The sequence below is a fragment of the Arenibacter amylolyticus genome (assembly GCF_002150785.1).
GTDB lineage: Bacteria > Bacteroidota > Bacteroidia > Flavobacteriales > Flavobacteriaceae > Arenibacter > Arenibacter amylolyticus.
The window spans coordinates 49212-64396 of sequence record NZ_MTAZ01000002.1 but is presented as its reverse complement, the minus strand read 5'-3'; the positions used below and the strand labels follow the sequence as shown (position 1 = coordinate 64396).

Here is a 15185-nt window from a genome sequence, read left to right as displayed (position 1 = left end):
TCTTAGGTTGTTGCCAGTTCCAATTGTCTATACGTTTCTACTGCGCTCAGAAAATCTTCAGCTTTTTTCAAATACGATTTAGCAAAAGCCTCTGTGGGCGCATTTTCTTTCAATTGAAGAACAGATTTCTCAAATCCTTCTTCCAGTTTAAACTTCCCTGTCTCCACAAAAAGCTTGTCAAAATCCCTGATAATACCGATATGGGTATTTACTTTGGTTTTTTCAGCGGTTAAAAGCGCTTTTGCGGTATTTACCATGGACGAATAGGAATGATAGATACTAGCTGCCCACTTTCCTTCTTCCAGGGTTAGTTTAGAGGTTTCCAATTTCTCCTCACTGTCAAATAAAAGGGTCGCCACCAAATCGATAACCACTCCTGCACATTCCCCCACTCCAATGGCCTTCTCATATTTTTCGGAATTCCCCCAATCAATAAAATCTGAAGGAACCAAGTTTGTCACATCGGATAAGGGCTTTAAGTAGTCATAAAAATACATTTGACCCTTTTCCTCATAGTAATCTACAAAGGACTTTCCATTCCCGTTTTTATCATAATCGTCCAAAATGGATCGCAGGGCCTCGGGTCCGCGTTTACTTGGAATCTTTATCACTTTATCTGCATAACGCCCATTTCCATTGCCTAAGTTTCCTCCACCTAACAACACCTGTAGGGCTGGGGCCACTAATTTATCCTTGGTTCTAACGGACATCCCTTGGAAACCGATATTGGCCATATTGTGCTGTCCACAAGCGTTCATACATCCACTTATTTTTATAACCACATCTGGGTTATTGACGTAATGCGGGTATTCTGCCTTTATTACCTCTTCCAATTTATCGGCTATTCCCGTACTACTTGCAATTCCAAGGTTACAGGTATCTGTTCCTGGACAAGCTGTGATATCTACTGCCGTATTGTATCCAATCTCTGCAAAACCAAGTTTTTTCAATTCTTGATAGAAAAAGGGAACTAGGGATTCTCGCACATAGGGAATCAGGATGTTTTGGCGCAGGGTTAATCTAATTTCCCCTGCCGCGTACTTCTCTACCAAATCTGCCAACTGCCTTGCCTTATCAATATAAAAGTCGCCCAACAATACCTTTACCCCGATTGCCACGTAGCCCTCTTGCTTTTGAGGCACCAAATTGGTGGACTTCCAAAGTTCAAAATTGCGCTGGTCTTCAAGAACTACCGTAGGAGGTTCCAATTGGGAAACAGTAACTTCAGGATAGGAATCGGCATCAATTTCATAGGTCTGAAAAGGAATTGCCAATTGCTCTTCCTCCAATAATTCCCTAAACCCATCCAAACCAAGATCCTTTATAAGGAATTTCATTCTGGCCTTGGCCCTACTCTTTCGTTCTCCATAGCGATCAAAAACCCGCACCACTCCTTCCATTAGAGGAACAATCTGGTTAGCTGGCAAAAAGGAATACATTTCATCGGCAAGTCTAGGCTGGGAGCCCAATCCTCCCCCCAACATCACTTTAAATCCTTTTACCCCATCCTTCACTTTGGCAATGAAGCCAAGATCGTGCATATAGGAGAGCCCGGTGTCTGTATCCGAAGCTGAAAAAGAAACCTTAAACTTCCTCCCCATTTCCTGACTAATAGGGTTCCTTAAAAAATATTGGAATAAAGCATGGGCATAAGGAGAAACATCAAAAGGTTCGTTTACATCTATGCCCGCTGTCTCACTCGCGGTAATATTACGTACCGTATTACCACAGGCTTCACGGATTGTAATGGCATCTCTTTCTAACTGGGCCCATAATTCCGGGGTCCGATTAATATCTACATAGTGAATTTGAATATCCTGACGGGTGGTGATATGCAATCGGCCAGTGGAATATTCCTCAGAAACCTCACAGATCCTCCTAAGCTGCTGGGACGTGACTTTTCCATAGGGTAATTTGATCCTTATCATTTGGACCCCTGGCTGTCGCTGTCCATAAATCCCCCTAGCCAAACGCAGACTGCGGAACTTCTCCTCGTCTAGCTTACCTCCATTAAATTCATGGATTTTATCGGCTAAGTCTATAATGTCCTTTTCAACTACCGGATTTTCCAATTCTGTCCTAAAACTTTGCATGATCCTTAATTTATCTATTCAAAAAAAATAACTTCACTCTTATTAATACAGTTGTCCTATAGTCTTAATAGATTATTGCGACAACAACTTGGTTGTTGGGGAGTTAGGAAGGAGTTTTACTCAATAAATCCTACTCCGGCCGTATTATTGGTCTGATTGTCTATCAGGATAAAGGAACCATTGGTCCGATGCTCCTTAAACGTATCGTAAAAAATAGGCTTGTTCAACCTAAAGGTTACCAAAGCAATATCGTTCATTGCTAAACTATTAACACTCTCATCCACGCCAGAATAATCTGGTTCTATTTTGTGATGGATGTTTTCCACTTTGGCCAATACCTTGTTAACGCCGTGTTGAAGCACATATTTATTACCCAAGTTCAAATTTTGGGAATCCATCCAAGAAATAGTAGCGGTAAACTCTTTATTCACCGTAGGCAAATCGCCTACCTTCACCAACATATCCCCTCTACTTACATTCACCTCATCCTCTAAGGTGATGGTTACGGAAGACCTTCTAGTGGCCGTTTGATATTTCTTGTCATAGAAATAAATCTCCTTAATTCTAGATTTGGTCATAGACGGCAGCACTACTACTTCGTCGCCTACGCTCAATTCCCCTCCATAGACCTTTCCTGCAAACCCTCTAAAATCGTGGAACTCCTCTGTCTTTGGTCTAATTACGTATTGCACAGGAAATCTAGGCGTTCCCACATTGTAGACATCCTCTTTGTCCAAGGCTTCAAAATGCTCTAACAAGGTCTGTCCTTTATACCAAGTCATATTTTCGGAACGATTTACCACATTATCCCCTTTTAGGGCGCTAACTGGAATGAAGGTAATCTTCTGATCCTGGTAATCACGTTTTCCCATCAGTTCTTCAAAATCCGATTTGATCTCTTGGTAACGCGCCTCCGAAAAATCGACCAAATCCATTTTATTCACTGCCACGATCACATCTTTAATCCTAAGTAGGTTATTGATAAAGAAGTGTCTATTGGTTTGCTCTATCACTCCTTTTCTGGCATCGATCAAAATAATGGCTGCCTGTGAGGTAGAAGCACCAGTAACCATGTTCCTGGTATATTCCACGTGCCCAGGGGTATCTGCGATGATATAACTTTTATTAGGGGTAGAAAAGTAGATATGTGCTACATCTATGGTAATTCCCTGCTCCCTTTCCGCAACCAAACCATCGGTTACCAAAGAGAAATCCAAGTAATCGTATCCTTTTTGTTTACTAGTTTTTTCGATGGCTTCCAACTTGTCATCGGTAAGGGATTTTGTATCGTACAACAAGCGACCAATGAGGGTGCTTTTCCCATCATCTACGCTTCCTGCTGTTGCTATTTTTAGTACTTCCATTATATAGTAGTGAGTATTAAGTAGTGAGTATTGAGTATAAGTAGTGAGTAATGAGGTTTTAAAAGTATCCCTGCTGTTTTCGCTTTTCCATGGCTGCCTCGGAACGCTTATCATCTATACGGGCTCCTCTTTCAGAAATCTTAGATTCCCTTATTTCGCCCACCACTTTTTCGATGGTATCGGCCTCCGAGAGTACAGCTGCAGTACAGCTCATATCCCCCACCGTTCTAAAACGGACCATCCTTTCTTCTACCACCTCATCTTCGGCCCTAAAGACTACATCGTCTTCGGCAGACCAGATAAAGCCATCGCGCAGAAATATTTTTCGCTTATGGGCAAAGTAGATGGAAGGAATTTCAATGTTCTCCTTTTGGATATAGCTCCACACATCCAACTCCGTCCAGTTACTAATAGGGAATACCCTAACATTCTGGCCCAGTTCTATTTGACCGTTCAGCATATCGAAAACTTCTGGGCGTTGGTTCTTTTCGTCCCATTGGCCAAAATCGTCACGAACCGAAAACACACGTTCTTTGGCTCGTGCTTTTTCCTCGTCCCTTCTGGCCCCGCCAATACAGGCATCAAATTTGAATTCCTCGATGGCATCCAATAAGGTAGTAGTCTGCAAGGTATTTCTACTGGCATACTTACCAGACTCTTCCACCACTTTTCCTTGATCTATGGAATCTTGAACATTCCTAACAATTAACTCCACACCAAGTTCCTTTACCAGCTTATCCCTAAAAGCAATAGTTTCGGGAAAATTGTGCCCGGTATCTATATGCAAAAGTGGAAAGGGGATCTTAGCAGGAAAAAAGGCCTTTTGCGCTAATCTTACTAGCGTGATGGAGTCTTTCCCCCCGGAGAAAAGAAGTACCGGCCTTTCAAACTGTGCCGCCACTTCCCTAAAAATGTAGATTGCCTCATTTTCCAAGTCGTTGTTTCTAAGAGCGCCTAGCACCTCAGAGTGCTCTACGCTTAATACTGTGTCTATTTCCGATTCTATTGTGCTCAAAATACTATTGTTTGTTTGATATTTTACCCTAAAAACAAAGGATTCATCAATCGTTAATAATTTGTTTTTTATGTATGCAATCCGCATTCCCTATGCTCCAAAACCTTAGTAGGATCGAAGTATTTATGCTCATTGGGAAGATTCTTGGATTGCAAATAAGTATCTAGCTGACTATCGCTATAGTGATAGAAGGGACTTACTTTTAAGACCCCGTCCTTGCTTAGACTAAGAATATCCAAAGAATCTCTATGCGCGGTCTGCCCTTTTCTTAGGTTAGTAAACCATACATCGGCCTTATGCTCTTTCATAGCTCTTTTAAAAGGCTCTAGCTTTACTTGCTCTGTAAAAAGCGCATGCCTAGGATCATCTATACCCGGAATCCCCATTACGGCATCTCTATGCGCCGATGTTTGCCGAGGAACATATAATTTAATATTCAAATCCAATCGCTCTATCAATTCCTCCGCATGCTTATAGGTTTGTGGCGTGTTATAACCTGTATCGCACCAGATAACCGGGATACTAGCGTCTACCTCCGTAATTGCATTGAGAATAGCCACCTCATAAGGTCTAAAATTGGTGGTTACCACAGGCCTTTCTGCATATTGTATAGCCCATGAAATAATCTCAGCCGGCGGTATTCCTTTAAATTGCTGATTTAAATTGTATAGTTGCTCCTCTGTAAATGCCATACCCTCTAGTTTTTAATCCTTATTTTTTTCACTCTGTTACTTTCCCCATTGAATCCTATCCCAAATTCTTTCGTGAAAAAAGTACAATATCATCTTCGTAAACAATTCTACTACCCCAATGGAAAATGCAACTGTAAGCGTGCCAGTTACAACCCATGATATCAATACCGTATCCAAGGTCCCTATAAACCTCCAGCTGATGGATTTCACAACGCTTCGCTTTGGGTTTTCCGATTTCCTATCTTCCTTATAACTTGGGGAATCGGACTTATTATTGGTTACTAGTTGATCAACAATCATGTGAAAATTCAATTACTTCTTATTATCCTATCGACTTAATAGAGTAAGCAAAAGTAAAATTATTTTGCAAATGCACATACTAATTACAAAAAAAGATTTCTAATTACCCTATAGTTTTAGTAGATTAATAAAAATAAGCTAGGCAAATTGTGGATTTGACACCTTTAGAAAGGGATTAAATCAATTGAAGCACAACAAATTAACGTATAGGGGATTTATTTTTACGGCACAAGATCGGCCAAGGTATTATTCTTATATACTTCCAGGGCACTATCCCTCACCTGTAGCATTAGCATATGCACGGAACAACTTGCCTCATCTGGGCAGTCGGCACATTTCTCATAAAAATTAAGGCTAACACAAGGCACCATGGCAATAGGCCCCTCCAATACCCGCATTACAAGGGTCATAGGAATATCCTTGGGATCTTTAATTAGATAATATCCACCACCCTTTCCTTTTTTAGAACCAAGCACACCAGACTTCCTTAAGGTGAGCAGAATACTCTCCAGAAATTTACGCGAAATATTCTCTTGTTTCGCAATCTCTGATATTTGTACTGGCTGTCGCCCCTCCTGAGCCGCTAGAAAGGTTAAGGCCTTTAGACCGTATTTAGTTTTTTTGGATAGCATGCAGCGAAGATACACAAAATTAAAAATTGAGGAAACCACCTATTTTTAAGACTACAACTGCCAAATACGCTAACACCTCTGGCTTAGGCAAGTTATGGCTTTTTGTTATCCACTCCCAGAACTCCCACAAAATAAGGAACCACCTAATCGCTATCCTAGACCTTGCATGGGAGCGACAAACAACCAAATACTTAGGTTATCACCCTACTGCATTCCCCAATTTTTAGGGAACCAATTAGCTTTCTAAGGCCTGCGCTATATCGGCAATAATATCATCTATATGCTCCAAACCAACCGAAACCCTCACCATTCCGTCTGTAATCCCAGTAGCCAATCTACCTTCCGTAGACAGTTTACTGTGGGTGGTAGAGGCAGGGTGAGTAACAATACTTCTGGCATCCCCTAAATTAGCAGAAAGGGAAAGCACTTTAATAGCGTCAAAAAACTTACGTCCGGCTTCTACCCCACCATCCACCTCAAAGGCAACCACACACCCTCCGGCCTTCATTTGCTTTTTGGCAATTTCGTATTGGGGGTGCGATTTTAAAAAGGGATACTTCACCCAATTCACTTTGGGATGTTCTTCCAGAAATTGGGCAAGCTTTAAGGCATTCTCGCAATGCTTGTCTACTCTTATGGAGAGGGTTTCCAAACTTTTGGAGAGCACCCAGGCATTAAAGGGGGATAATGCCGGACCCGTTATTCTGGAAAAACGATAGATGATATCAATTAGATCTGCCCTACCTACGGTAATACCGGCCAAGACCCTACCCTGGCCATCCATTAATTTGGTACCAGAATGAATTACCAAGTCGGCCCCAAACTTTATTGGCTGCTGTAAATACGGAGAAGCGAAGCAGTTATCGATAATAAAAATTAGGTTGTGCTTTTTAGCAATTTGCCCCAACACTTCCAAATCTAACACATCTACACCCGGATTAGTAGGTGTTTCGGCATATAGGATTTTTGTATTCGGGGTTATTAGCTCCTCAATTTTGTCTAATTCATCAATTTGGAAATAGCTATGATCTATATTCCATTTGGGAAAAAACTGATCAAAAAGGCTATGGGTAGATCCAAAAATACTTCTCGATGAAATAATGTGGTCCCCACTATTCAATAGGGCCGCGAAGGTTGAGAATACGGCCGACATCCCAGAGGCAAATGCAAAGCCACTATCTGCCCCTTCCATTTTACAAACTTTATTGATAAATTCGGTGGAATTGGGATTTCCATACCTAGAATATATATCCCGATCTTTTTCCTCTGCAAAGGAAGCCCTCATGTCTTCTGCATCCTCAAATACAAAACTGGAAGTTAGGTAAAGGGGCGTGGAATGCTCCAAAAACTGACTCCTTTCCGTTTGGGTCCTTATTGCCTCCGTTTCAAATTTATGTCGCTTCTCCATAACTGTTTTTTAATCTATCTATTTCCTTTTCTATCCATTTTGCGCCCTTTACTTCCGGCTGTTAAGCTCAATCTCCAACCATCTCAGTGGCAGAGTTTACCTGCCCAAGGCAGGCAGAATCGAAGCCACAAAACAATTCGCTATCAACTATATTCGATTTCGGCTACGTCCACCTTTGGTCGACAGGCTCAATCTCCCTAATACCGGTGGCTGAGCGGAGTCGAAGCCACAAACAATACGCTCTTAACTTTACCCGATTTCGATTTCGCCCACCTTCTGTCGGCAAGCTCAATCTCCCTAATACCGGTGGCTGAGCGGAGTCGAAGCAACGAGCATCTCGCACTCATCTATACCCGATTTCGACTACGCCCACCTTCTGTCGGCAAGCTCAATCTCCTACCTCAATTAATCAGGCAAATATATTTATGTTTTATCAACAACTACGTCAATATAGTGGATATAGTGAGATTCATTTTTACATTCTGCTAATCCACTTAGTTTGGCAAATTCCCCATTCATTAACGCTTCCTTCTTTTCTCGACTCCAACCTTGAATTTGTTTTTCCCTACTGAAGGCTTTCCCAATACTTTTATACTCTTCTACATATAGTAAATGAACTGGTAATCGCTTTTTCGTATGATTAGCTCCCCTACCGTTGTTGTGCTCCTTCAACCGTTGCTCCACATCAATAGTACTACCTGTATAATAACTACCATCTGAACACTCCAATATATACAGGAATCCTTTCATTCTAACCTATTATACCTTAAGCTTGTGCAACTATAATATCCACATCAACTACTCAATGGAAGAGATCACATGACGGTGGCTGAGCGGAGTCGAAGCCACAAACAATACGCTCTCAACTATACTCGATTTCGACTACGTCCACCTTTGGTCGACAGGCTCAATCTCCTACAATCTCCATTTCGGAGTTTACCTGCCCAAGGCAGGCAGAATCGAAGCCACAAAATATAGGTTTACCCCCTATCTGCAATACGCAATATATCTCCAAATACACCTCTAGCAGTAACGGCCGCCCCTGCGCCCGCTCCTTGTATTACCAAGGGATGTTCACCATAAGATTCGGTGTAAATTTCAATAATGGAATCGGATCCCTTAATTTGTCCTAGGGCACTTTCCTTGGGGACAGAGATTAATTTCACCTCCAAATTTCCTTTTTCTTTTTGCAGGTCTCCAGACAGGTCACCTACGTATCGCAATACGTGATCTGGTTTTTGAGCTGCTTTAATTTCGCTAAACTTATCATCCAACACCGCCAGCTGTTCCATGAACTGCTCTACCCCTCCTTCTTGCAGAGCTTCGGGAATTAGGTTTTCTATAGCTATATCGGAAAATTCATTACTTAAGTCTAACTCCCTAGCCAATATCAATAGTTTTCTACCTACATCATTACCAGAAAGGTCTTCCCGCGGATCAGGTTCCGTAAATCCTTGCTCCATAGCCTCCTTAAGAATAGCAGAAAACTTTGCATCTTTCTCGGAGAATGTATTAAAAATATAACTCAAGGATCCTGAGAAAACTCCTTTAATTCTGGTAATATTCTCCCCGGAAAGGTGTAGTAGCTTAATGGTGTCTATCAATGGCAACCCTGCGCCCACATTGGTTTCGTACAGATACTGCTTTTGGTTTTCCTCCAGCTTTTCCCTGAGTAGCTGATAATAATCAAACCCAAGGGTATTGGCTATCTTATTGGAAGAAACCAAATCGAACCCATTTGCAACAAAATCCAAGTAGGAAGCCACAAACCCCTCATTAGCCGTATTATCCACTGCAATAAGGTTCTCTAAATGGTGATCCTTGGCATAGCTAATCACATCTTTTAACTCATAAGGCACTGCTTTGGTTTCCAAAGCGGATTTCCATTTTTTAGAAATACCGTTCTTATTCAGCAATACTTTTTTGGAATTGGCCACCGCAAAAATATTGAGATGAATACCTTTCCTCTTTTCAATGGATTTATTAGATTTTAATATCTGATCTATAAGCGTGCCCCCTACGTTTCCATGTCCAAAAATAGCGATGTTCACCTTTTTACTGAATCCGAAAATCTGTCCGTGCATTACGTTCAACGCCTTGTGCAAATCTGTTTTCTTTACTACCAAGCTCACATTCTTTCCGGAGATAGTATTGTTAAACAACAGAGGCACAATCTGATTCTTGATAAGACTATTATACGGCTTGTGGAAGGTACTTAGGTCTTGCCCCACAATGGAAATAACAGAAACCTGATCTACCACGGTGATATTATTAATATCCTGCGATTTAAAATCGGTTTGGAACTCTTCTTCCAAGGACGATTTTGCCAGTGCTGCATTTTTAGCATCCACTACCAATCCGATACCTCTTTCCGAGGATCCCTGAGAAATAATACTAACACTGATGTTATTGTTCCCCAAGGTCTTAAAAATACGAGCATCTACCCCTACTTTACCCAATAGACCACGCCCTTCCAAATTAATCAAGGCCATGTTTTCTATAACGGATAAGGACTTAATCCCTTCCTTACTAGTTTCGGCACTAATTAAAGTTCCCTCATTATCGTCATTGAAGGTATTCAGAATTCGCAATGGAATATTCTTCTCTATCAATGGGATGATGGTCTTGGCATGTAAAATGGTGGTACCAAAATTGGCCAGCTCATTTGCTTCACCGTAGGACAATTGCTCAATGCGTTTAGCTTCGTGAACAAAATCTGGGTTAGCAGTAAATATCCCATCCACATGGGTATAGTTCTGCAATTCCTCCGCATTTAGATAGTTGGCCAACAAAGCAGCGGAATAGTTACTTCCGTTCCTTCCTAAGGTGGTAGTTTCATTGAGTTCATTAGAAGCAATAAAACCAGTGGCAACACTAACGGTATCTACATCCTGTTTGGCAAATTCGCGTATAACATTTTCTTTGGACAGGGAATCGAGTACTTTGGCATCGCCAAAATTACTATCTGTTTTAATCAACTTACGGGTATCCACAAACCGCGCTTTAATCCCTTTCTCCAACAATATCTGGGTCAACAATTTTGCCGATAAGACCTCCCCATAGGCCAAAACCTGATCCTTTATTTTAAGGCTATAATCCCCTAAGAGGGCTACTCCTTCAAACAACTTTACCAAGCCCTTTAGCTCCTCGGAAGTATCTATGTTTTTAAACTGATGCTTTTGATATTTTTCAAACTCTTTAAAATCCTTGCTGTAGTCTATTCCCCTGGATGCCTTATCCAAGATAGCTTCCAACTCATCGGTAGCCTTATTCCTAGCCGAGACTACCACTGCAATGCGCTCTTCTGCGGCCACTTTACCAGCAATAATCCGCACCACGGAATCTATTCCCTCGCCATTAGCCAGGGACTTACCCCCAAACTTTAGGACTTTAATTTTCTTAGATCCTCCGTTTTTATCAAAAATCCCCTTTAACAGACCTTCCATTTGATCAAATTCGATCAAAAAGGCATCGTGGCCATGCAGGGATTGGATTTCCCCATAGGTAACATTGCTATTGGCCTGCGCCAATTTCTTAAAAGTGTCCTTGTTCTCTTTAGCGGTAAAAAACAGGTCAGAATCTACCCCTATAATATGAATATTGGTGTCACTATTTTGTAGTGCTATAAACGCTTCCTCTCCATCCCTGGTAATATCAATGGTCTTTAGCAGCTGGTTCATCAATTTATAGGCCGATAGCTGAAATCGCTCCTGAAGCTTATTTCCATGATGGGTTAACCAACTCTCTACATTAAAAACCTTTAGCTCCTCATTGGTACTCCTTTTAAATCGCTCCTTAAAGGATTCAGGAGTCCTGTAACACAGCATGGCGTGCATACGGGCATCATGTACCGGCTGTTTGGAATTCACCAAGAACTGCTCCTGAATCTGACAATTGGCAATCAGCCAATCCGTAGATTTCCAATCGGAGGCAACCGGGATTAGGTGTTCTGTTAGATTTGGATTTAGGGCTGCCATTTCCCAAGCGATTCCCCCTCCCAACGATCCGCCAATCAGAGCGTAAAGTTTATTGATTTTTAGGATTTCCAAGCCCTGAAGAAATATTCTAGCTATATCCCGAGCTACAAAAGCCTTATAGTTATCTATAACAAATCCGTCGTACCCATTCCCAGGAATATTAAAGCAGAGGATGGTGTATTTTTTAGTATTGATACACTTATCGTCCCCAATAAGGGTATTCCACCACCCCTGTTCCCCAGCCACATTGGAATTACCGGTTAAGGCATGGTTCACCAATATAATAGGGGCCGTATGCAATGGGAGCCCAAAAATTTCATAAGACAAATTAATATCCAATTTATAGCCGCTATCGGTGACATAATCTTGGATTGAAAGTTGATGTAGCATAAATAAAGCTTGAAAAAATTCTTTGAATAAAGCAAGAATGGGATTTTGATAATTAGGGGAACGCTTTGCCCACTAAGGGTGTTTTATTGCGTTCCCCAAGTTCCCTTTTCTATATTAATTATTGCGAAAGGTTATTTGATATTGCACCTAAAGTGATTACTGGATGGCAGAAAATGCTTGCTCCAAATCTGCTTTAATATCTTCAATATCTTCCAAACCTACACATATACGCACCAAATCCTTGGTTACCCCAGTGGTCTGTTGCGCTTCGTCATCCAATTGTTGGTGAGTAGTACTGGCCGGGTGGATTATCAGGGATTTGGTATCTCCAATATTGGCCAAGAGAGAAAATAGTTTTGTTGCGTCCACTACGTTCTTAGCCGCCTCATAGCCTCCTTTTACCCCAAAGGTTACAATACCACTTTGCCCTTTAGGCAGGTATTTTTGGGCCAACTTATGATAAGGACTACTAGCTAAGCCAGGATAATTAACCCATGCAACTTCTTCCCTATCCTGAAGCCATTTTGCCACTTCTAGGGCATTTTCACTATGCTTCTTCATCCTGATTTCCAAGGTTTCTAAACCTTGTATAATCTGAAAGGCATTAAACGGACTTAAAGATGCCCCAAGATCCCTTAGCCCCTCAATTCTTACCTTAGCAATAAATGCAGCGTTCCCCAATGCCTCGTGGTATACCAATCCGTGATATCCAGGAGAAGGTTCTGTAAATTCTGGGAATTTCCCACTACTCCAATCAAATTTACCTGCATCTATAATGACTCCTCCCATAGAGGTACCATTTCCGTTAATGTATTTGGTAAGGGAGTGGATTACTATATCGGCACCGTGCTCTATAGGTTTTATCAAAGCACTGGTAGCTACTGTATTATCCACTATAAAAGGAATTTTTGCGTTTTTAGCTACGCCGGATATCGCTTGCAAATCCAACACATCCAATTTAGGATTCCCCAAAGACTCCACAAATATGGCTTTGGTATTCTCTTGGATAGCTTTGGTAAAGTTCTCTTGATCTCCCGGATCTACAAAGGTGGTAGTAATACCAAATCTCGGTAAGGTTACCGCCAAAAGGTTGTAGGTACCACCGTATAGACTACTAGAAGCCACTATATGATCGCCAGTTTTCAATAGCACCAAAAGGGCGGTAGAAACGGCAGCGGTTCCAGAAGCGGTCACCACACTGGCGATACCCCCCTCCAAAGCAGCTAAACGCTTTTCCAAAATATCGTTGGTAGGATTGTTTAATCTAGTATATATATACCCTGGTTCGGAAAGATTAAATCTACTAGCGGCATGGTCGGTATCATCAAACACATAGGCCGTATTCTGGTATATTGGTACCGCTCTGGTTCCTTCGGTTAACTTTGTATCGTGACCAGCGTGTAACGCATTAGTTGCAAATTTTTGAGTACTCATGATTTTTTTTGTTTTTTATTAAATTATTAAACTATCAAATAAAAATCCAAAGCTAATAAGGCGGACAGCGCCCTATCTGAAAATCAAAAAGTTAAAAAGAAAGTCAATTACCGGAGTAACCGTTTGTGTTATCTGCCTTGCATACATAACAGCCACTAAGGCTCATGTTTTACATCGGTAGAATGTAGCACCTTCATTGATACAGGAATCAAAGGGTTGCTAAGGTTTCAAAGGGTCTATTCCCTCCACCTTTCTTGATAACAATTCAATAAGTGTTTGAACTTTAGAAATGCAAATATAGGCAAGGAAAAACTCATTTCCCCACTAATTTCAAAAAATTATAAATTAAACGCTTCCTTAACTTCGTCTACAGCGTCCAATTTTTCCCACGTAAACAATTCCACTTCCTTTTCAATCCTTCCATTATAGGGTGATTCATAGACTTTGGTCACTATTTGGGGTTCTTTTCCCATATGGCCATAGGCTGCGGTTTCCAAATATATCGGGTTTCTCAACTTTAGTCGCTCTTCTATGGCAAAGGGACGCATATCAAACAGTTGCGCTACTTTTTCAGCAATCTGTCCATCGGTTAAATCTACATTTGCGGTACCATACGTATCCACCAATATGGAAGTAGGCTCTACTACCCCAATGGCATAACTCACCTGCAACAATAGCTCATCGGCCACCCCGGCAGCTACCAAATTCTTGGCCGCATGCCTAGCTGCATACGCTGCACTACGGTCTACCTTACTAGGATCCTTTCCGCTAAACGCACCCCCACCATGGGCTCCTTTGCCCCCGTAGGTATCCACAATAATCTTTCGTCCCGTAAGTCCGGTATCCCCATGGGGTCCCCCAATAACAAATTTCCCTGTAGGATTTATGTGGTATTTAATATGTTCATCAAAAAGGCTTCTTATGGTTTCGGGAAGCTGTTCCTTAACCTTAGGAATTAAGATAGAAATAATATCCTCTTTAATTTTAGCCAATACTACGGCATCATCCTCATCAAACTCATCGTGCTGGGTAGAAACCACTATTGTATCTATTCGTTGAGGAAGATTGTCATCCGAATATTCAATGGTTACCTGCGCCTTAGCATCGGGACGCAAATAATCTATCTGGGAACCCTCTCTTCTTATCTCTGCCAATACCTGTAAAATCTTATGAGAGATATCCAAGGCCAAAGGCATATAGTTTTCGGTTTCTTTAGTGGCATATCCAAACATCATCCCTTGGTCACCCGCCCCCTGCTCTTCTTTGGTGCCCCTGTCTACTCCCTGATTGATATCTTTAGACTGCTCATGAATCAAGGAAATTACTCCACAAGAATCACCGCTAAACTTGTATTCGCCATTGGTGTACCCAATTTTATTGATTACATCCCTAGCAATTTGCTGAACATCCAAATAGGTGCGACTCTTAACTTCCCCGGCCAATACCACCTGACCAGTAGTTACTAAGGTCTCACAAGCCACCTTGCTTTCAGGATCGAAGGCTAAAAAGTTATCTAAAAGCGCATCACTAATCTGGTCTGCAATTTTATCGGGATGCCCCTCACTAACGGATTCTGAAGTAAATAAATATGCCATTTTCGTTTTTTATAACTAAATAAGGGCAAGGATTTGTTGAAGTCTAGAGAAGAGTAACTGTAAGTGTTATAAATACCACGAACAACATAGCCTGCTTTAGCATTTTATTAGACCAAAAAATAAGCTTGGTCTTTAGAGGTTGCAATCAGTCAAATCCTTCCTCCTAAATTTTACAGGCACAAAAGTACAAGAAATACTGACGAATCAAAATAGGTTTAACAACAATTTTTAAAAGGGAGCGCAAAACCACCCAAGACCTTAGACAGTGAAGGACCACCCTTTACA

General features: G+C 41.4%; 11 protein-coding genes and 1 riboswitch. All 11 genes read right to left on the bottom strand.

Going from position 1 to position 15185, the window contains the following annotated elements; genetic code table 11:
• Window positions 1–2: 2 nt before the first annotated feature.
• The 11 genes from BV214_RS00370 to metK all read right to left on the bottom strand — a co-directional run bounded on the left by BV214_RS00370 (window position 3) and on the right by metK (window position 14900).
• Window positions 3–2093: a HEPN domain-containing protein gene (locus tag BV214_RS00370; RefSeq protein ID WP_086475493.1), complete on the bottom strand. Its 2091-nt coding sequence runs from the start codon at window positions 2091–2093 to the stop codon at window positions 3–5.
• A gap of 116 nt (window positions 2094–2209) precedes the next feature.
• Complete coding sequence (locus tag BV214_RS00365; protein ID WP_086475492.1) at window positions 2210–3457, bottom strand: sulfate adenylyltransferase subunit 1; 1248 nt, start codon at window positions 3455–3457, stop codon at window positions 2210–2212.
• A gap of 58 nt (window positions 3458–3515) precedes the next feature.
• The gene (gene cysD, locus BV214_RS00360) at window positions 3516–4418 is read right to left on the bottom strand and encodes a sulfate adenylyltransferase subunit CysD (RefSeq protein WP_086475547.1); all 903 of its coding nucleotides are present in this window, start codon (window positions 4416–4418) and stop codon (window positions 3516–3518) included.
• 122 nt (window positions 4419–4540) lie between these two features.
• Window positions 4541–5164, bottom strand: a complete 624-nt coding sequence (locus tag BV214_RS00355; RefSeq protein ID WP_086475491.1) for a phosphoadenosine phosphosulfate reductase domain-containing protein — start codon at window positions 5162–5164, stop codon at window positions 4541–4543.
• Window positions 5165–5200: 36 nt separating this feature from the next.
• The gene (locus BV214_RS00350; protein WP_086475490.1) at window positions 5201–5464 is read right to left on the bottom strand and encodes a DUF2061 domain-containing protein; all 264 of its coding nucleotides are present in this window, start codon (window positions 5462–5464) and stop codon (window positions 5201–5203) included.
• Window positions 5465–5685: 221 nt separating this feature from the next.
• The gene (locus tag BV214_RS00345) at window positions 5686–6096 is read right to left on the bottom strand and encodes an RrF2 family transcriptional regulator (RefSeq protein WP_086475489.1); all 411 of its coding nucleotides are present in this window, start codon (window positions 6094–6096) and stop codon (window positions 5686–5688) included.
• A 235-nt stretch (window positions 6097–6331) separates the two neighbouring features.
• Window positions 6332–7504: a trans-sulfuration enzyme family protein gene (locus BV214_RS00340; protein WP_086475488.1), complete on the bottom strand. Its 1173-nt coding sequence runs from the start codon at window positions 7502–7504 to the stop codon at window positions 6332–6334.
• A gap of 423 nt (window positions 7505–7927) precedes the next feature.
• Window positions 7928–8254: a GIY-YIG nuclease family protein gene (locus BV214_RS00335; RefSeq protein WP_086475487.1), complete on the bottom strand. Its 327-nt coding sequence runs from the start codon at window positions 8252–8254 to the stop codon at window positions 7928–7930.
• A gap of 230 nt (window positions 8255–8484) precedes the next feature.
• Window positions 8485–11871, bottom strand: a complete 3387-nt coding sequence (gene thrA / locus BV214_RS00330) for a bifunctional aspartate kinase/homoserine dehydrogenase I (protein WP_086475486.1) — start codon at window positions 11869–11871, stop codon at window positions 8485–8487.
• Window positions 11872–12027: 156 nt separating this feature from the next.
• A complete protein-coding gene (locus BV214_RS00325) occupies window positions 12028–13305 on the bottom strand; it encodes an O-acetylhomoserine aminocarboxypropyltransferase/cysteine synthase family protein (protein ID WP_086475485.1) in 1278 nt (425 codons plus the stop codon).
• Window positions 13306–13473: 168 nt separating this feature from the next.
• Window positions 13474–13569: riboswitch (SAM riboswitch) on the bottom strand.
• 74 nt (window positions 13570–13643) lie between these two features.
• Entirely contained in the window at window positions 13644–14900 is a 1257-nt protein-coding gene (gene metK, locus BV214_RS00320; RefSeq protein WP_086475484.1) for a methionine adenosyltransferase, read from the bottom strand.
• Window positions 14901–15185 lie beyond the last annotated feature (285 nt).

What these genes read in the sequence shown, in the direction of transcription:
- metK (WP_086475484.1), bottom strand. Translation starts at nt 14,900, where the DNA reads ATGGCATATTTATTTACTTCAGAATCCGTTAGTGAGGGGCATCCCGAT.
- BV214_RS00355 (WP_086475491.1), bottom strand. Translation starts at nt 5,164, where the DNA reads ATGGCATTTACAGAGGAGCAACTATACAATTTAAATCAGCAATTTAAA.
- thrA (WP_086475486.1), bottom strand. Translation starts at nt 11,871, where the DNA reads ATGCTACATCAACTTTCAATCCAAGATTATGTCACCGATAGCGGCTAT.
- BV214_RS00335 (WP_086475487.1), bottom strand. Translation starts at nt 8,254, where the DNA reads ATGAAAGGATTCCTGTATATATTGGAGTGTTCAGATGGTAGTTATTAT.
- BV214_RS00345 (WP_086475489.1), bottom strand. Translation starts at nt 6,096, where the DNA reads ATGCTATCCAAAAAAACTAAATACGGTCTAAAGGCCTTAACCTTTCTA.
- BV214_RS00350 (WP_086475490.1), bottom strand. Translation starts at nt 5,464, where the DNA reads ATGATTGTTGATCAACTAGTAACCAATAATAAGTCCGATTCCCCAAGT.
- BV214_RS00325 (WP_086475485.1), bottom strand. Translation starts at nt 13,305, where the DNA reads ATGAGTACTCAAAAATTTGCAACTAATGCGTTACACGCTGGTCACGAT.
- BV214_RS00365 (WP_086475492.1), bottom strand. Translation starts at nt 3,457, where the DNA reads ATGGAAGTACTAAAAATAGCAACAGCAGGAAGCGTAGATGATGGGAAA.
- BV214_RS00370 (WP_086475493.1), bottom strand. Translation starts at nt 2,093, where the DNA reads ATGCAAAGTTTTAGGACAGAATTGGAAAATCCGGTAGTTGAAAAGGAC.
- BV214_RS00340 (WP_086475488.1), bottom strand. Translation starts at nt 7,504, where the DNA reads ATGGAGAAGCGACATAAATTTGAAACGGAGGCAATAAGGACCCAAACG.